Source organism: Streptomyces sp. NPDC058457 (assembly GCF_042720695.1).
Lineage (GTDB): Bacteria > Actinomycetota > Actinomycetes > Streptomycetales > Streptomycetaceae > Streptomyces.
Genome location: NZ_JBHXLU010000016.1, coordinates 79,393 through 96,839 on the forward strand (window position 1 = coordinate 79,393; position 17,447 = coordinate 96,839).

Here is a 17,447-nt window from a genome sequence, read left to right on the forward strand (position 1 = left end):
GTCCCCCGGCTGTCTCCGCCCCGGTCGCGAAGCCGACTAGCTGCCCATACGCTCCGAAATGTGACGTCATCCTTGATCCGGGGTCGGCCGAGGCATGCCACCGGGCACATAGGTGTGCGGGTGGGGCATGCGGTGCTGGGCGGGGTGGCCGGGGTGGTCTGGCTGGTGTTGCCGGTGATGACGAGCGTCACTCAAGATCCGGTTCCCGTGACGGGTGGCGGCACGGTCGCCGCGGCCCGGGCGGCGGACGGCGCGTCGGCCACCGACTACGTCCTGCCGCTCGTCGCCGTCGCGGCCGCCGGCGCCCTGGGCGGCTACGGATACGTACGCCGGATACGGCGGGCCCGCTCCCGCACCACGCCGGGGATCCTGTCCCCCGCCCCGCCGACTCCGTCGCCCGTCGACGTCGAGCGGCAGGCCCGCGCCTCCCTGGTCCTCGCCGACGACTGCGTACGCACCAGCCGGGAGGCGCTCGGGTACGTCGACGGGGGCGAGTCCGTCGTACGGGCCCTGCGGGTGGCCGAGACCGAGCTGGCGGCCGCGTTCGCGATATGGCGGCGGTACGAGGAGGGGGTACCGGCGGAGGACGCCGGCCGGCGTCAGGCACTGGTGGGGGTGATAGGGCGGTGCGCGGAGGCGGGGCGGCAACTGGACGCGGCGACGGCGGAGTTCGACGCCGAGTGGGACACGGGGAATGCGCTGGCGGTGGCCGAGGGGCGGTTCCGGGAGCTGGCGGGGCGGACCGGCGGGGTGGCGGGCACGCTGGCCGAGGGGGGTGAGCGGTACGGCGCGACGGCGGTCGCCTCCGTGGTCGGATACGTGGAACAGGCCAAGGACCGGCTGGTGTTCGCGACCTCGCGGCTCAACCGGGCCCGCCAGGACGCCGATTCGGGCGACGGCGACGGGTCCCGGCGCGGGGTGCGGGCCGCCGAGGGGGCCGTGGCGCAGGCCGGGGTGCTGCTGGGCGGGGTGGAACGGCTGGTGCGGGAGCTGCGGACGGCGGCGGGGCTGTTGCCGGCCGCCCTGACGGGCGCGGAGGCGGAGCTGACGGGCCTGCGGGGGACGGCCCTGCCGCCGCGGCTGGCACATGCCGACGCCGTGCTGGCCGCCGTGCGGGAGGAGATGACCGGTGGGCCGCACGACCCGCTGGACGCCCTGCGCCGGGTCGTGCGGGCGGTGGAGGGGACGGGGGGCGGGCGGTCCGGGGTGATCGCGGCGGGGGCGGGGCTGGTGGCGCGGAATGCGCTGGGGGCGGCGGACGACTTCGTCGGGACGCATCGGGCGGCGGTGGGGGTGGAGGCGCGGGCACTGCTGGCGGCGGCGGGGCGGGCGGCGCCAGCGGACGCCGACAGGCTCGCACGGAAGGCGCGGGAGCTGGCGGAGCGGGATGTACGGGCGCACGGGAACCCGTTCGCCGGGGAGGCCGCGCACGGGAGTGGGGTGGCCGGGGCGGTGCTCGGGGGTGTGCTGCTGGGTGAGGAGGGGGACGGGGGGCCGGTGGTGGCCTTCGGGGGGCCGGAGAGCCGAGGGAGGCTGGGGTAGCGCGTCAGGGGGTGCCAGGACGGGTGCCGGGCAGCTGCGGGCGCGTGGGGGCTGGTCGCGCAGTTCCCCGCGCCCCTACGGGGCGCTGCGGCTGGTCGCGCTCACGCGGCGGAGCCGCATATCGGGCACAGCCCCGCGCCCCTGACGGGGCGCTACGGCTGACGTCCACGACAACGCGCCCCAAAGGGGCGCGGGGAACTGCGCGACCAGCCCCCACCGCGCCGCGCCGAACCACCGGCCGGAGGGCCCCTCCTCAGAACAGGCTGAGCAGCGCCTCCGCAGGGTCGGTCAGCCCCGTCTCGCCGTCCGGCAGCGGGAGTTCGAACCACACCGTCTTCCCGCGCGGCGTCCGGCGCGAGCCCCACGCCGCGCTGAGCAGACCGACCAGTTGCAGTCCACGCCCGCCCTCGTCGGTGTCCCGCGCCCTACGGCGCCTCGGCTGGACCAGGCCCGAGTCCCACACCTCGCACACCAGCGTGCGGTCGAGCAGCAGCCGTAGCCTTATCTCGCCCTCGCCGTACCGCAGGGCGTTCGTGACCAGCTCGCTGACGAGCAGCTCCGCCGTGTCGACCAGCGGCTCCAGGCCCCACGTGACCAGCTGGCCGCGCGCGTACTCACGGGCGCGGCCCACACTGCGCGGCTCGCGCGGCAGCGCCCAGTCGCCGACCGACTCGGCCGGCAGCCCCTGGACACGTGCCATCAACAGCGCGATGTCGTCCTCGCCGTGGTGCGTGTCGAGGGTGTTGAGGACGTGGTCGCAGACGTCCTCCAGGGGCTGGGAAGGGTCGGTGAGGGCGCCGACGAACGCCTGGAGGCCCTCGTCCAGGGGGTGGTCGCGGGACTCGACCAGGCCGTCGGTGTACAGCGCCAGCAACGCGCCCTCGGGGAGTTCGACCTCGACCTCCTCGAAGGGCTCGCCGCCGACGCCGAGCGGCATACCGGGCGGGACGTCGAGCATCAGGGCGTCCTCGCCGGGTTCGACCAGGACCGGGGGCAGGTGCCCGGCGTTGGCGAACGTACAGCGCCGGGTGACGGAGTCGTAGACGGCGTACACACAGGTCGCGAGATAGACCTCGGAGAGGTCGGCGTCGCGGGGCTGGCGGGCGGTGCGGGTGGCCTGCTGGACGCCGCCGGGGGTGCCGAGGCCGCGGGCGATCTCGTCCAGCGCGGAGAGGACTTCGGCCGGTTCGAGGTCGAGCAGGGCCAGGGTGCGGACCGCCGTGCGGAGTTCGCCCATCGCGACCGCCGCGCGTAGACCCCGGCCCATCACGTCACCCACCACCAGCGCCGTGCGGTGGCCGGGGAGTTCGATGACGTCGAACCAGTCGCCGCCGACCTCGGTGGCCGCGTTGCCGGGCAGGTAACGGCAGGCGATGTCCAGGCCCGAGGCCTCCGGGTCGCCGGGCGGGAGCAGGGACCGTTGCAGTATCAACGCGCGTTCGTGCTCGCGCCGGTAGAGGCGGGCGTTGTCGATGCAGACGGCGGCGCGGGCGGCCAGCTCCACGGCGAGGTCCCGGTCGCGGTCGCCGAACGGCTCGCTGCCCTTGGTGCGGGCGAACTGGGCGAGGCCGACGACCGTGTCGTGGGCGACCATGGGCACGGCCAGGGTGGACTGGACGAGGCCGCCGTCCTCGGCGGGCACGTGCTGCGGGCGGGCGGTGCGCAGGGCGTCCGCGCAGGGGGAGTTGAAGGGGTAGTGGTGGACCGCGCCGACGGCCACCGGGACGCCGCCGCCCACGAAGGGGGCGTCGGAGACCGCGCTGGCGAAGGCGACCCGGCGCAGCTCGGCGCTGCCGTCGGCGAGGCCCGGCGGGGTCTCGTCGCCGGCCAGCAGGCCCTGGTAGAGGTCGACGGTGGCGAGGTCGCAGAAGCCGGGCACGACCACGTCGAGAAGTTCGCGGGCGGTGGTCTCCAGGTCGAGGGAGTTGCCGATGCGGGCGCCGGCCTCGTTGAGGAGGGCGAGATTCCGCCGGGCGGCGGCGGCCTCGCGGGCGGCGGCACGGCGGGCGGTGATGTCCAGGCCGAGCCAGGCGATGCCGATGGGGCGGCCGGTGCCGCTGTGCACGCGGTAGAGGTTGATGGACCAGTGCCGGCGCTCCTCGGAGCCCGGCACGAAGCCCGTCACGTGCATGTCCGTGATGGAGTTGCCGCTCTCCAGGACCCGGCGCAGGGTGGCCGCGACCCGCTCGGCCTCGGAGCGCGGCAGGTAGTCGTGGACGCCCTTGCCGCGGTGGTCGTCGGGGCTGCCGCCGAAGATGGACGAGAACCGTACGTTGGCGCGGCGGATCCGCAGGTCGGTGTCGATCAGCAGGAAGCCGAACGGAGATTGACCGAATATCGACTGCGAGGCCGCGAGGTCGGTCTCGATGCTGCGTAGGGTGCGGACGTCGACCACGATGCACACGGCCGCGTTCTCGCCCTCGGCGGTGCGGGTGGGCATGACGTAGACCTCGGCGATGCCCTCTTCGCCGCGCTCGCCGTCCACCGTGTCGGGCATCCGGAACGGGACCACGCCGGTCCACTCCCGCCCGTCCAGGATCTCGGCCATCTTCCGCTGGCCGCGTGCGCGCAGGTCCGGGTCTATGAACGCCTCGATGGGGTCCATGCCGACCGCGCGCTCGGCGGGGATGCCGAAGATCTGCTCGGCGCGCAGGCTCCACTGGTCGACCAGGCCGCCGGCGCCGATGGAGAACGAGGCGACCTTGATGTAGTCGTAGATCGAGCCGGGCGGGCTGCTCTGCCACATGGCGTCGCCAGGGGCCGCCGCGGCTGTCTCCGCGGTCCCCGCCCTCGCGCCGTCCGACGGGTCCTCGGACTCCGTGGCCTTAGCTGGTATCTCGCTCACGCGAACCGTCCCCTCCAGCTCACCGCGTCCGGCACCGGTCACCGGGTGCGGCTGCCCGCAGTATCCAGCACTACGGCGCCGCCTGACACGGTGTTCACGATCACAGCACGGTCCCGACGATTTCCGGACCGGACCGTGACAACACTTCCAGTCTTCTAACCAGGGAACACGCCGTCGAATCACGTACTCCGGCACGTGTTGATCAGCCACTCTCGCGGGTGGACGGCGTAGCACCGCGTGTACACCCTGTTCACCCCGTTCACCCGGGTACGGCCAGCTCGAACCAGACCGTCTTTCCGTTGTCTCCGGGCCGGGTACCCCAGCTGCGCGAGGAGCCGGCGACGAGCTGCAGGCCGCGGCCGTTCTCGTCGTCGGGGCCGACGGCGCGTTCGCGCGGCGGGTCCGGGAGCGGGTCCGATACCTCGACGCGGAGCGTGTCGCCGAGGTCGGCGGGCCGCACCAGGCGGACGCCGATGGGGCCCGTGGCATGCCGCAGCGAGTTGGTGACCAGCTCGCTGACCAGCAGGGCGGTGATGTCGGCGAGGGTGTCGAGGCCCCAGCCGCGCAGTTGGTCACGGACCGCGGTCCGGGCGGTGCGCACGGCGCCCGGTTCCGCGGGAAAGGTCCACTCGGCGGTGTCACCTTCGGTGTCGATCACACCGATCACTTCCCAGTCGCTTTCCTGGCTGCGAGCCCGCCCCTGTCCGGTTTCGTGGGGTTAATGGGCACATACCCGATTACCGGGGGGCAGTACCGCACGGGAGGGCGCGCTGTGGTGCGAACGGCTTACGCTGGGGGCCGTGCGCCCATGAGCTCGGGAGGCACGGATGTCGGGCGACTGCGGGTACGTTGTGGCTTGTCGCGCAGTTCCCCGCGCCCCTATTCGTCGGGGCTGCGCCCCGGACTCAGTCGGCCTGTCGCGCCCGCGCGGCGGCAGCCGCATATTCAGTACAGCCCCGCGCCCCTACTCGTCGGGGCTGCGCCCCAGACTCGATCGGCTAGTCGCGCCCACGCGGCGGCAGCCGCAAATCCAATGCAGCCCCGCGCCCCTGGTGGAACCGGGGCTACGCCCCGTGTCCCACCATCGCCGCCACCTCGCGCACCGCCGGTACGTCCTGGTCCAGCCAGGGCACCGTCCAGAGCTCCTCCGGTGTCAGCCAGCGCAGTTCGTCGTGGTCCTGGAGGGGCTTGGGGGCGGGCGAGGTGGGGTGCAGACGGGCTGTCCACACCTGGAGGACGTACGGCTCCCGCAGGGGCCACTCCCCCGGCACCCGGGTCAGCGTCTCCGCCTCGACGCCCAACTCCTCGCGCAGTTCGCGCACCAGGGCGTGCTCGGGGGTCTCGTCGGGCTCGACCTTGCCGCCGGGGAGCTCCCAGCGGCCGGCCAGCTCGGGGGGTGCGCTGCGGCGGGCCGCGAGAAGGCGGCCCGCGTCGAGCAGGGCGGCTCCGACCACCACGATCCGTTCGCTCATGGGCCGGAGCCTACGGGAGGGTCAGTTCCGGCTGGCCCCGTCCCCGTTGCTGTGGCCGATGCGCTCGACCCAGTAGAGCTGCTTGTGTCCGCGGTCGTCGAGACTGTCGGCGATCTTCTGCGCCTCGGCCCGGGTCGCGTACCGGCCGACCCGGTAGCGATTGCCGTTGTCGTCCTGCCGTATGACGAGCCAGGGGAGAGAGACCGTGCCTTCCGTCATCGCGCCCCTCCGCATCTCCCGGCTCCCATCCATCCCCGCCCCGCTAAGGAAACCGCACTCCGCATATGCCCGAGCGTACGCCTAACCTTTACGCAGCGAATACGCCTTTTCACAAAGAGGTACGCAACCAGCCAGAACGGTGGGGGCGCACGGTGCCGAATGCGCCGTTCGCGCGCCTCACACTTCGGGTCGCGGGCATGCCGGGGACAGCCGGGGCCACCTGGGAGAACGGCCGGATTCCAGCGCCGGGGCGCAGGTCGGGACCCGAGTGGTGAAGACGTCAACCATCGCAAGGGTGTGCGCTACTTCACGCAGAGGTGGTACCCGCGCTACTTCACCGGCAGATGGTAGGAGGCCCGGTAGCGGTCGGCGGGGATGACGACGTCGGCGGTCTCCACCGGGCGGCCGGAGGCGTAGTACGTCCGCTGGATCACCAGGACGACATGGCCGGGGACCCCGCCCAGGGTGAGCAGTTCCTCGGCGAGACCGGGGCGGGCGCCGACCTCCTCGGTGACGTTGTCCACGACGACGTCGATGGCGCGCATCCGCTCGACCACGCCCATCCCGCCGAGCGGGCCCTCCTCGGGCAGCATCACGGGGGTGCGGCCGGTGACGGCGAGGGGCTCCCAGGAGGTGGAGAGCATCATCGGATCGCCCGCGTCCCGGAACAGGTACCGGGTGCGCATCACGCGGTCGCCGAGGTGGATGCCGAGCCGGTCGGCGATCGCGGCGCCGGCCTCGGCCTGCTCGCTGCTGGACTCCCAGGTGCCGCGCGCGGCCGCGTCGGACTGCTCCTGCCGGAACGGGGTGGCACCGCCGACCGGGCGGAACCCGGAGCGGGCCACCCGCCGGGGCACGGGCCGCTCGCGCACATAGGTCCCGGAGCCGGAGCGGCCCTCGACCAGCCCCTCGGCCATCAGCACCTTGCGGGCCTCCAGGGCGACCGTGTCCGAGACGCCGTACTCCTCACGAATGCGGGCCTGGGAGGGCAGCCGGGTGTGAGGCGGCAGCGAACCGTCGACGATCTTCTTGCGGAGATCACCCGCGACACGCAGATACGCCGGCTGCTCACCGAAAGTCACTAGCCGCTCCCATCAGGTTGTACAGACAGCAACAGCGTGGCAACCGTGGGTTGAGCGGTGCAAGCAAAGGCCAGAGAATCACTCGATGTGATGACATGCGGCGGGGGGAGGCTTTACGCAGGCACTTTCTCCCCGCTATGGCCGCGATCACACCTCCAGGCCGGAGCCACTTCCTCCGCTGCCGGAGCCGGCGCCCCCGTCGTCGTACGAGGGCGGGGTCGTGGCGAGGCCCAGAGCCTTGCGCGCGGTGACGGTCCGCTTCGGGTCGAGCAGCGCCGAACCCTTGTCGTAGGGGGCGTAGTACGTGTCCGCGTCCGTGGCCTTGGCGGCCTTCGCCCACTCCGCCTTCGCCCGGTCGAGGTCCGCGACCAGGTCGTTCACCGGCTGCTTCGCGTCCGGGCCCCAGCCGTGCGCGCGCAGCATCGCGGTCTGCTTGCCGATCGCCGTGGTCACCCGGTCCGCCCACTGCCGGTAGCCGGGCAGGTCGTCCTCGACGTACTCGGCCTCGGGGACGGTGCCGAGAGCGGAGTTGAGGACGTGCGCGGCGTCGAGGTAGGCGACCTGGTCGGCGTCCAGCACACTCTCGTCGTTGCGCAGCGAGCCGGTCAGGGTCTTGCCCTCGGAGGTGTTGCCGAAGACGCAGGCGACCTCCCGGTCTCCGTAGCCCCAGCTGTCCTCGCTGGGCGTGAAGTAGTACACGTCGACGTCGCCCGGGATCGCCCAGCCGTCCATCGCGTAGCCGTCCTCCAGGGCGTAGCAGCGCTGGTCGGCGGAGTCGCCGACGCTGTCGTCACCCGGGTAGGACGAGCCCTTGAGCTTGTAGGTGGCGAAGACCTCGCCGTCGTGCGCCCTCTCGCAGTCCACGACGGTGACGTCGGAGACCAGGTCGCCGGTGAGCGTGCCGTCGGGGGTGTCGAAGCAGTCGCCGGTCGAGAGGGAGAGGCTGGAGCTGTCGTTCACGCCCTCCTTGACGCCGTCCCAGAACTCGCCCGCCCCGCCGGTGGCCAGCAGCAGCACCCACAGGGCGAGCCCGACCGAGGAGAACACCGACCCGATGACCGCCATCGCCTTGCCGCGCTCACCGCGCTTGCGGATCTGGCTCAGCCCGATCAGCCCCAGCACCAGCCCCACCCCCGGCAGACAGCACAGCAGCCCGAGCACGAGGGAGGCGATGGCGAGCCCGTTGACGGGCGGCTGGGCGGCGTAGGGGCCGTAGCCCTGCCCCCAGGGCTGGTACGGCCCGGGGTACGGCGGCTGCTGCCCGTACGGTCCCTGCGGGTACTGCGGGTACTGCGGCTGGCCCGACTGGGGCGGTTGGTAGGGCCCTTGTGGCTGGTGGGGGCCGGGGGGCGGAGGTATGGACACCGGTACCGTGCTCCTGAGGGGGCGTCGGGCCGCGTGGAAACGGACGGCTGGACTGACGTACGACTGCGCGCATCGTAAGCGCGCCGTGAACGGGGGCGGAATGAGGGTGGGGAAGGCGGCCGTGCGCGCGGTGAACGGCCTGACCGCGCGCTGGGCGGCCGCGTCGGAGGGCGGCACGGTCTTCTCGGCGGCCGGGGTGTGGCCGCTGCTGGCCTTCCTGGCGGACGCCGCGGACGGCAGGGCACGCGGCGAGCTGGCGGACGCGCTGGGCCTGCCGGCGGACGAGGCGGCGGGCGCGGCACGGGAGTTGCTCGGCGCGATGGCGGGCATGCGCGGCCTGGACACCGCGGTGGGCCTGTGGACCGGGCGGACCCTGGAGCTGCGGGAGGAATGGACGGCGGGGCTGCCCGCCGGGACGCACGGGGTGCTCACCGGGGACGCGGCGGCGGACCGCGCGGCGCTGGACGCCTGGGCCGTGCGGCGCACCGGCGGGCTCGTCGCCCGGATGCCGGTCGAGGTCCGCGAGGACACGGAGTTGGTGCTGGCCGGTGCACTGGCGATGCGCACGCGCTGGCTCGCGCCCTTCGAGGAGCTGCCACTGGAGACGGCGTACCAGCCCTGGGCCGCCGTCGACCGGCTCGGCCTGCGCCGCACCAGCGTGCTGCTGGACCGGATCGGGGTGGCCGACACCCCGGACGGCTGCGTCACCACGCTGAAGGTCCTGGGCGACAACGCCCTCGACGTCCACCTGCTGCTCGGCGAGGAGCGGATGACACCGGGGCAGGTGCTGGGGGCGGGCGTCGGCATCCTGGGCGGCGCGCACCCGGTGGTGCCGGGCGGTCGGCTCCCCTACGGGGCGCCCGGACCGGGGCTGAGCGTGGAAAGGGTGCGGTGTGAGAGACCGCAGCCGCCGCGGCTCGACGTGACGACGGCGGCGTATGACCTGACGGCGGGCCACGATCTGCTCGCGCTGCACCGGCTGTTCGGGCTCACGACGGCGAGGGACGCGGATCAGGGGCACTTCCCCGGGATCAGCGCCTTCCCGCTGGCCGTCGGGTCGGCCGAGCAGGCCGTCATGGCGAGATTCGGTGCGCTGGGCTTCGAGGCGGCTGCGGTGACGGCGTTCGGGATGGTCGCGGCAGGAGCCCCGCCCGAGCGGCGTCACGTCACCACCCGGATCAGCGCCGCCTTCGACCGTCCCTTCGGCTTCCTCGCCCTGCACCGGCACTCCCGGCTCGTCCTCGCGGCGGGCTGGGTGACGGATCCCCTGCCCTTCCCCGAGTACCCATGGGAGCACGACGAATGAACGACACCGTCCGCGCCGTCAACGCGCTCACCGCACGCTGGGCGCGGCAGACCAGACAGGGCACGGTCTTCTCGGCCGCCGGTGTCTGGCCGCTGCTGGCCTTCCTCGCCGACGGCGCCGCGGGCCCGGCCCGGGACGAACTGACCCGGGCCGTGGGGATGCAAGCCGACCAGGCCGCCGCCGGTGCGCGGGAGTTACTCACGGGGCTCGACTCGATGCCAGGCGTCGGGTCCGCTCTGGGGCTGTGGACCGACCGGGCGCTGGAGCTGCGCGAGCAGTGGGCGGCGGGGCTGCCCGCCGACGCGCACGGGTTGCTCGACGCCGATCCGGCGGCCGCCCAGGAGGCGCTGGACGCGTGGGCGGCGAAGCGCACCGAGGGGCTGGTCGAGCGGATGCCGGTCCGGCCGGCCGAGGGCGCCCGGATGGTGCTGGCGACCGCGCTGGCGCTGCGCACGGACTGGCAGCAGCCGTTCCGGGAGACCGTGCTGCGGCCCGGCTCCGGGCCCTGGCAGGGCCGTACGCTGGCCGGTCTGCAGCGCAACAGCGTCCGCCTGGACCGGATCGGCGTGGCCGCGGGCCCGGACGGCCACGTCACCACGCTGAAGGTCCTCGGGGACAACCGCCTCGACGTGCACCTGGTGCTCGGCACGGAGGGGATGGCTCCCGGACAGGTGCTGCACACGGGCATCGGCGTCCTGGAGCGCGCCCTGCCGGTGACGACCGGCGGACAGCTCCCCTACGGGCCCGCGGGGCCGGGTGTGGTCGTGGAGCGGCAGCCGTCCGTGGCCCCGGACCCGATCCGGCTCGATGTGACCACCCCTGGTTTCGCGGTCCGCGCCGACCACGACCTGCTCCAGCTCCACGGGCTGTTCGGGCTCTCCACGGCCGCGGACGCCCGCGAGGGGCACTTCCCCGGGATCAGCGCCGCGCCGCTCGCCATCGGGGCGGCCGGGCAGTCCGCGGTCGCGGAGTTCGGGCCGCTGGGCTTCCGGGCCGCCGCGGTCACTGCCGTGGTGGCGGCGCCGGGCGGCGGGCCGCCGCGGTACCGGCACGAGTCCACGGTGGTGCGGGCCGCCTTCGACCGGCCGTTCGGCTTCCTCGCCGTGCACCGGGAGAGCCGGCTGGTGCTGGCGGCGGGGTGGGTGACGGAGCCGACGGTCGTGAGCTGAGCGCCCTGCCGGACGGGCCGCGGTCGTTCGGCCGCGGGTGCGTGGGGGTTGCTCGCGCAGTTCCCCGCGCCCCTTACGGGGCGCTCAGCTGGTCGCGCCCACGCGGCGGAGCCGCATATCGGACACAGCCCCGCGCCCCTTACGGGACGCTACAGCTGGCGTCCGCAACAACGCGCCCCAAAGGGGCGCGGGGAACTGCGCGACCAGCCACGACGGCGCCGCACACGGACGACGGCACATCCCGCGGGGCGCCTAGTCGAAGTCGGTGGCCCGTGTCCGCTTCTCCCAGGCCGCGATGTCCCTTCGTACGACGTCCAGTTGCGTCAGTACGGCGGTCACCGCGTCGTCGCCCAGGGGGAGGTGCAGCGGGGTCTCCTCGGCGTCCAGGGCGGCCAGGATCAGGGCGGCCGCCTTGGCCGGGTCGCCGGGCTGGCTGCCGTCGCCGCCCTCGACGAAGCCGCGGGTCTCGGCGACCTTGGCGTACACGCCGGTGTCGGAGCTGGCCCCGGCCCTGCTGGTGTCGAAGAGCGAGGTGCGGAAGGCGCCCGGCTCCACGATCAGCACCTTGATCCCGAACTCCCTCACCTCGTCGGCGAGTCCCTCGGACATGCCCTCCAGCGCGAACTTCGTGCCGCTGTAGGCGGAGAAGCCGGCGAAGGACATCTGCCCGCCCATGCTGCTCATCTGGACAATGGCTCCCGAGCGCTGTCCGCGCAGGTGCGGCAGTACCGCCCGGACCAGCGCGGCCGGGCCGAACACGTGCAGGTCGAAGAGGTCGCGCAGTTCGGCGTCGGTGGTCTCCTCGAAGGCGCCGACGTGCGTGCGGCCCGCGTTGTTGACGAGGACGTCGATCCGGCCGTGGCGGGCGATCACGTCCCGTACGGCCGGCTCGATCGCCGCCGTGTCCGTGACGTCCAGGCGGACCGGGTCCACCCGGCCGGGGTGGGCGGCGGCCAGCTCCGCCAGTGCCTCGGGGCGCCGGGCCGCCCCGACCACGGTGTCGCCCGCGGCGAGCGCGGCCTCGGCGAGTGCCCGGCCGAAGCCGCTGCTCGCGCCGGTGATGAGCCAGATCCTGGTCATGTCCCGTCTCCCTGCTCCGTGCTGTGCGTCCAGCCAACCACCCTCACCCGTAAGGGAGTTCACGTCCAATGGGTTTCCTCGGCGGGTTCACCTCACCGGCGTACGCCGGGCACAGCGGCAGCCGTACGGTGAACACCGTGCGGCCCGGTTCGCTGCTGACCTCCGCGCATCCCGCGTGGGCGGCGGACACGGCGGCGACGATCGCGAGGCCGAGGCCGCTGCTGCCGGTGGCCCGGGAGCGGGAGGCGTCACCGCGGGCGAACCGCTCGAAGACGCGGGGCAGCAGTTCGGGCGGGATGCCGGGGCCGTCGTCGGCGACCCGGACCACCGCCTGGTCGCCGACGGTCCGGACGGTCACGGTGACCTTGGTGCCGGGCGGGGTGTGGGTGCGGGCGTTGGCGAGGAGGTTGGCGACGACCTGGTGGAGGCGGTCCGGGTCGCCCTCGACCAGCACCAGGTTGCCCGGCATCAGGAACTCCCAGCGGTGGTCGGGTCCGGCGGCGCGGGCGTCGGCCACGGCCTCGGCGAGCAGCGGGCCGAGGCCCACCTCCTCGTGGGCCAGCGGACGGCCGGTGTCCAGGCGGGCGAGGAGCAGCAGGTCCTCGACGAGGGTGCGCATCCGGCCGATGCCGGACTCCATGCGGCCCAGCGCGTACTCGGCCTGCGGGGCCGCCGACTTCGGGGCGCGGCGCACCAGTTGGAGATGTCCTGCGACGGAGGCGAGCGGGGTGCGCAGTTCGTGGCCGGCGTCGGCGAGGAAGTCCCGCATGCGCAGTTCGGTGGCGTAGCGGTCGGCGAGGGCGCTCTCGACGTGTCCGAGGAGCCGGTTGACGGCCTCGGCGAGCCGGCCGGTCTCGGTGGCGCAGTCGGCCTCCGGCACCCGTTCCAGGGCGCGGACCTCGCCGTGTCCGAGTGGTTCGCGGGAGATGCGGGTGGCGGTGGCGACGACGCGTTGCAGGGGCCGTAACTGACGGCCGATCACGGTGGCCCCGATCAGCGCGGCGACGGCGAGCGCGGCGGCCGCGATCGCCGACTCGACGGCCAGCAGCCGGCCGAGCATCCGGTCCACCGGGTGCACCGACAGCGCGGTGACGACGGTGATCTCGGTGTTCCGGGTGTCGGCCCGCACGGCCTTGACCCGGTAGGTGCCGCGGCCGGGCAGGTCCAGGGTGTGGTGGTGGCCGTCGGCCTCGACCGTGGCGAGGATCCGCCGTTGTCCGGCGGTCGGGGCGGTCAGTTCCCCGGAGCCGGCCACGACCGCCGCGTGCCGGATGGTGGCCGAGCCGTGCCGGCCGGCCACGGAGACGCCGATGGTGCCCGCCGGGACCCCGAACGCCCTGAGGTAGGGCAGGCCGCTGGTCGGGGCGCCGATCTGGCCGCGGGCGGCCGACGAGTGCTCGGCGAGGGCGTCGAGACGCTGGTCGAGGCCGGTCATCAGATAGCTGCGCATGGTCAGCCCGGTGATGGCGATGATCACGACGGAGAGTGCGGCCAGCAGCAGGCTGCTGGAGAGGATCATCCGGGAGCGCAGGCTGCGCGGCCGGCGCAGGCCGCGTCTCATCGCTTCGCTTCGGCGGGCTTCATCAGGTAGCCGACGCCGCGCACGGTGTGGATGAGGACGGAACGGTCGCGCTCGATCTTGCGGCGCAGGTAGCTGACGTAGCTCTCGACGATGCTCAGGTGGCGGTCGGCCTCGCCGGCCCAGACGTTGTCGAGGAGCTCCGCCCGGCCGAGGACCCGGCCGGTGTGCCGCATCAGATAGCGCAGCAGCTCGAACTCCCGGGCGGTGAGCCGGACCGGGGTGCCGGCCCTGTGCACCTGCCGGGTCTCCTCGTCGAGGGTCAGGTCGCCGACCGCGAGCAGCGAGCCGCCCGCCCCTGCCGCGTCGCAGCGGCGCAGCAGGGCGCGCAGCCGGACCACGACCTCGTCGAGGTCGAACGGCTTGGGCACGTAGTCGTCGGCGCCCGCGCAGAGGCCGGCGACCCGGTCCTCCACGCTCTCCCGGGCGGTCAGGAACAGCACGGGGAGGTCCGGCCGGTAGGCCCGGAGCCGCCGCAGCACCTCCAGGCCCTCCAGGTCGGGCAGTCCGCGGTCCAGGACGACCACGTCGGGCCGGAAGCCGCGGGCCGCCCGCAGCGCCGTCGCGCCGTCCAGCGCCGGCTCGGTCCGCCAGCCCTCGGCCCGCAGCACCGTCACCAGCAGGTCGGTCAGGTCTTTCTCGTCGTCCACGACCAGGATCCGTGGGGTACCGGTGGATAACTTCATGGCCGGTGACCGTCCACCTCCCGGCCGTGAGACGCGTGGGTGCGGACTGTGAAAGAGCTGTCGGGCTGTCAGATCCGGTGGCTCAGGCGCCAGCCGTGAAGCGCAGCCTGAGGGTGCGGGCCTCGGGGCGCAGCGCGAACTCCGGCCACACGTCCGGCCCGCAGGCGCGGGAGCCGAGGCCGTGCTGGGCCGCGTCGATGACGAGGTGGCTCGTGGTGGACTCCGGGAGTTCGAAGGGGTGGGCGGCCCGGGCGAGTTGCTGCGGGGTGTGGCGGGCGAGGGTGAAGCCGGGGCGCCGCCCGCGGGTGTCGGGGAGGGCGTCGATGCGCAGGGTCCCGGTGTCGCCGCTGGTCAGCGTGAGGCGGCGGAGCTGGGAACGGTGGCCGGTCTCCTGGGGGCGCGCGTAGTCCACCGACAGGTCCCCGACGGTGGCCGAGAACCGGCCGGTGCGGGCCGCCCGGAGGCTGTCGGGGTAGGACTCCAGCGGGCCGAGTCCGAACCACTCGGCGCCGTCCACGGGGGCAGCCTCGTCGGGGAGTTCGAAGTGCACCCCGATCCGCGGCCACACCGTCGACCAGCCGCGCCCGGGCTCGATCTCCACGCGCAGTTCCAGCTCGCCGTCCTCGACCGACCAGACCGACTCCAAGGTCACCGAGAGCGCGGAGTGCGCGGCGGAGACCCGGTCGACGGTGCGCAGGGCGTCGGTGGCGTGCTCCACGCTGATCCGCCGTGCGGTGAGGCGGTCGAGTCCGTCCCGGCGCCACAGCTCGGCGCTGGAGACCCCCTCGGCGCTGGCGTCGCTGCCCTCCAGCCGGTCGGCGGTGCCCTCGTCGTTGTCGGTCGGGGCGCGGAACAGCTCCAGCCGGGGCCCGGTCACGGACCGCCCGGCGAGCCGGGTGAGGGATCCGCCGGTGAACTCGGCGATGCCGAGCGCGAGGGTCCCCTCGCCCGGCCGCCAGCCGGACCGGGGCCGGACGGGGGGCACCGGCCGCCGTACCGAGCAGTCCAGCTGGGCGGTGGCGACCTCGTGGCCTGCGGGTGCCCAAGCGGTCTCCGTCGCCAGCACCGCCTCGACCGTCAGCCAGGTCTCGGCGTCCGCGGCCACCGCGATCGCGGGCAGCGGCACCCTTCCCGACTCGCCCGCCGCGAGCAGCGGGGTCTCCAACTCCCCCGCCTCCACGGGGATGCCGTCGAACTCGACGCGCCAGCGGAAGCGCAGGTCGGAGGTGTCGGCCGAGTGCCGCAGGTTGGTGATGTCGAGCTTGTCGCCGTCGAAGGCGAACCGGACCGGCTGGACGACCGCCTTGAACTCGTGCAGGCCGGGCGTCGGCACGTCGTCGCTGAGCACCATGCCGTCCATCACGAAGTTGCCGTCGTGCACGACCTCCCCGAAGTCGCCGCCGTAGGCGTAGTACGGCGTCCCGTCGGAGGCCGTGGCCAGGATGCCGTGGTCGCGCCACTCCCAGACGAAGCCGCCGTGCAGTCGCGGGTGGCGGTGGACCAGTTCCTCGTACTGGTCGAGGGCGCCCGGACCGTTGCCCATGGCGTGGGCGTACTCGCAGAGCAGGAACGGCTTGGTGCGCTGCCGGGCGCCCTGGGCGGGGGTGCAGCCGAGCAGCGGCGTACGGGAGCCGTCGGTGCCGATCTGCTCGGTCTCCGGCACGGTCGCGTACATCCGGGAGTAGACGTCGGTGTACTCGCCGGTGTAGTCGCCCTCGTAGTGGACGGGGCGCTCGGGGTCGCGGGCGTGCACCCAGGCGGACATGGCGGCGAGGTTGGCTCCGGTGCCGGCCTCGTTGCCGAGCGACCACATGACGACGCCGGGGTGGTTCTTGTCCCGTTCGACGGTGCGCTCGATGCGGTCCAGGCAGGCCGCGCGCCAGGCCGGGTCGTCGGTCGGGTTGCCCACCCAGCCGACCTTGTCGAAACCGTGGGTCTCCAGGTCGCATTCGAGGACGACCCAGAAGCCGAGCTCGTCGGCGAGGTCGAGCAGCCGGGGGTGCGGCGGGTAGTGGCTGGTGCGGATGGCGTTCACGTTGAACCGCTTCATCCGGGCCAGGTCCGCGCGGGCGTGCGCCTCGTCGAAGACCCGGCCGCGCTCGGGGTGGGCCTCGTGCCGGTTCATGCCGTGGAAGACGACCCGGCGGCCGTTGACCAGGAACTGGTCGCCGCGGATCTCGACCGTGCGGAAACCGATGCGCAGGGCGATGGTCTCGGCGGCCGAGGAGACGGTCACGTCGTACAGCCGGGGCAGCTCGGCCGACCACGGCGCCACCTCCGGGACGTCGACGGGCGCCACGTCGGCCGCCGTCTCCCAGACCCGCTCCACGCCCAGTTCGGGGATGCGCAGGGTGACCGGGAACGCGGCCGCACCTGCGGTGACCTCCGGGTCGAGGCGCCCGCGCCCGCCGTCGTAGCCGGTGCGCAGCCAGACGTCCTCGATGCCCCCGGCCGGGCGGGCGAGCAGGGTGACGTCCCGGAAGATGCCGGGCAGCCACCACTGGTCCTGGTCCTCGACGTAGCTGGCCGCCGACCACTGGTGCACCCGTACGGCGACGACGTTGTCACCGGCGCGGACCGCCGACGTCACGTCGAACTCGTGGGCCAGCCGGCTGCCGCTCGCGGTGCCGATCCCGACGCCGTTCACCCACACCCGGAACAGCGACTCGACCCCGTCGAACCGCAGCACGATGCGCTCGGCGTCCGACCAGTCCGCGGGGAGGTCGAAGTGGCGGCGGTAGTCGCCGGTGGGGTTCTCGTCGGGGACGTGCGGCGGGTCGATCGGGAACGGGAACTGGATGTTCGTGTAGGCCGGCCGGCCGTAAGCGCCGTCGCCCTCCAGCACCCAGTGGGCGGGCACCGGGATGCTGTCCCAGCCCTGGTCGTCGAAGTCCTCGGTGGCGAACTCCTCGGCCACGGCCGCCGTGGGCGACAGCCGGAAGCGCCAGGGGCCGTTCAGCGAGCGGGACGGGGCGTCGGAGTGCAGCCATGAGCGGGCCGGGCGCAGGGCGCCGTGCCACGGGGTGGGGTCCGATACGTACGCGGAGAGCTCGGAGGGCAAGACGTCACAACTTTCTTGATGATGGGGGGAGCTGCAGCGCC

At 73.8% G+C, this 17,447-nt stretch carries 13 protein-coding genes; 3 read left to right on the forward strand and 10 right to left on the reverse strand.

Features of this window, described 5'->3' with window-relative positions; translation table 11 throughout:
* The first annotated feature begins 60 nt into the window (after positions 1-60).
* Positions 61-1,542 carry a hypothetical protein gene (locus tag ACFWPS_RS15870; protein WP_383705253.1) on the forward strand — a complete coding sequence of 494 codons (1,482 nt, stop codon included), beginning with the start codon at positions 61-63 and terminating at the stop codon, positions 1,540-1,542.
* Between the two features lie 253 nt (positions 1,543-1,795).
* Here ACFWPS_RS15870 and ACFWPS_RS15875 read toward each other — a convergent pair whose 3' ends face one another.
* From ACFWPS_RS15875 to ACFWPS_RS15900, 6 genes are all read right to left on the reverse strand, one after another.
* Positions 1,796-4,387, reverse strand: a complete 2,592-nt coding sequence (locus ACFWPS_RS15875) for a SpoIIE family protein phosphatase (RefSeq protein WP_383705255.1) — start codon at positions 4,385-4,387, stop codon at positions 1,796-1,798.
* A 259-nt stretch (positions 4,388-4,646) separates the two neighbouring features.
* On the reverse strand, positions 4,647-5,054 hold the full coding sequence (locus ACFWPS_RS15880) for an ATP-binding protein (RefSeq protein WP_383705257.1): 408 nt from the start codon (positions 5,052-5,054) through the stop codon (positions 4,647-4,649).
* 397 nt (positions 5,055-5,451) lie between these two features.
* Positions 5,452-5,859, reverse strand: a complete 408-nt coding sequence (locus ACFWPS_RS15885) for a (deoxy)nucleoside triphosphate pyrophosphohydrolase (RefSeq protein ID WP_383705259.1) — start codon at positions 5,857-5,859, stop codon at positions 5,452-5,454.
* 21 nt (positions 5,860-5,880) lie between these two features.
* Complete coding sequence (locus ACFWPS_RS15890; protein ID WP_089098990.1) at positions 5,881-6,078, reverse strand: SPOR domain-containing protein; 198 nt, start codon at positions 6,076-6,078, stop codon at positions 5,881-5,883.
* Positions 6,079-6,407: 329 nt separating this feature from the next.
* Entirely contained in the window at positions 6,408-7,160 is a 753-nt protein-coding gene (locus ACFWPS_RS15895) for a GntR family transcriptional regulator (protein ID WP_383705261.1), read from the reverse strand.
* 147 nt (positions 7,161-7,307) lie between these two features.
* Complete coding sequence (locus ACFWPS_RS15900; RefSeq protein ID WP_383705263.1) at positions 7,308-8,525, reverse strand: DUF4190 domain-containing protein; 1,218 nt, start codon at positions 8,523-8,525, stop codon at positions 7,308-7,310.
* Between the two features lie 100 nt (positions 8,526-8,625).
* Here ACFWPS_RS15900 and ACFWPS_RS15905 point away from each other — a divergent pair, with 100 nt between their 5' ends.
* Positions 8,626-9,831 carry a serpin family protein gene (locus ACFWPS_RS15905; RefSeq protein ID WP_383705265.1) on the forward strand — a complete coding sequence of 402 codons (1,206 nt, stop codon included), beginning with the start codon at positions 8,626-8,628 and terminating at the stop codon, positions 9,829-9,831.
* Positions 9,828-11,000 (forward strand): serpin family protein, encoded by a 1,173-nt coding sequence (locus ACFWPS_RS15910; protein WP_383705267.1) that lies wholly within the window; start codon positions 9,828-9,830, stop codon positions 10,998-11,000. The genes ACFWPS_RS15905 and ACFWPS_RS15910 overlap by 4 nt, the downstream gene beginning before the upstream one ends.
* Before the next feature lie 252 nt (positions 11,001-11,252).
* On the opposite strand, the gene ACFWPS_RS15915 is transcribed toward ACFWPS_RS15910, so the two are convergent.
* The 4 genes from ACFWPS_RS15915 to ACFWPS_RS15930 form a co-directional block, all read right to left on the reverse strand.
* Positions 11,253-12,080 carry an oxidoreductase gene (locus ACFWPS_RS15915; protein ID WP_383705270.1) on the reverse strand — a complete coding sequence of 276 codons (828 nt, stop codon included), beginning with the start codon at positions 12,078-12,080 and terminating at the stop codon, positions 11,253-11,255.
* A gap of 43 nt (positions 12,081-12,123) precedes the next feature.
* Complete coding sequence (locus ACFWPS_RS15920) at positions 12,124-13,641, reverse strand: sensor histidine kinase (RefSeq protein ID WP_383705272.1); 1,518 nt, start codon at positions 13,639-13,641, stop codon at positions 12,124-12,126.
* On the reverse strand, positions 13,638-14,345 hold the full coding sequence (locus tag ACFWPS_RS15925; RefSeq protein WP_383705274.1) for a response regulator transcription factor: 708 nt from the start codon (positions 14,343-14,345) through the stop codon (positions 13,638-13,640). The genes ACFWPS_RS15920 and ACFWPS_RS15925 overlap by 4 nt, the downstream gene beginning before the upstream one ends.
* An 82-nt stretch (positions 14,346-14,427) precedes the next feature.
* Complete coding sequence (locus ACFWPS_RS15930; RefSeq protein ID WP_383705277.1) at positions 14,428-17,406, reverse strand: glycoside hydrolase family 2 TIM barrel-domain containing protein; 2,979 nt, start codon at positions 17,404-17,406, stop codon at positions 14,428-14,430.
* Positions 17,407-17,447: the final 41 nt, after the last annotated feature.

Excerpts from the sequence above, each read along its gene's own strand:
- ACFWPS_RS15890 (WP_089098990.1), bottom strand. The coding sequence starts at position 6,078 with ATGACGGAAGGCACGGTCTCTCTCCCCTGGCTCGTCATACGGCAGGAC.
- ACFWPS_RS15915 (WP_383705270.1), bottom strand. The coding sequence starts at position 12,080 with ATGACCAGGATCTGGCTCATCACCGGCGCGAGCAGCGGCTTCGGCCGG.
- ACFWPS_RS15885 (WP_383705259.1), bottom strand. The coding sequence starts at position 5,859 with ATGAGCGAACGGATCGTGGTGGTCGGAGCCGCCCTGCTCGACGCGGGC.
- ACFWPS_RS15910 (WP_383705267.1), top strand. The coding sequence starts at position 9,828 with ATGAACGACACCGTCCGCGCCGTCAACGCGCTCACCGCACGCTGGGCG.
- ACFWPS_RS15905 (WP_383705265.1), top strand. The coding sequence starts at position 8,626 with ATGAGGGTGGGGAAGGCGGCCGTGCGCGCGGTGAACGGCCTGACCGCG.
- ACFWPS_RS15925 (WP_383705274.1), bottom strand. The coding sequence starts at position 14,345 with ATGAAGTTATCCACCGGTACCCCACGGATCCTGGTCGTGGACGACGAG.
- ACFWPS_RS15920 (WP_383705272.1), bottom strand. The coding sequence starts at position 13,641 with ATGAGACGCGGCCTGCGCCGGCCGCGCAGCCTGCGCTCCCGGATGATC.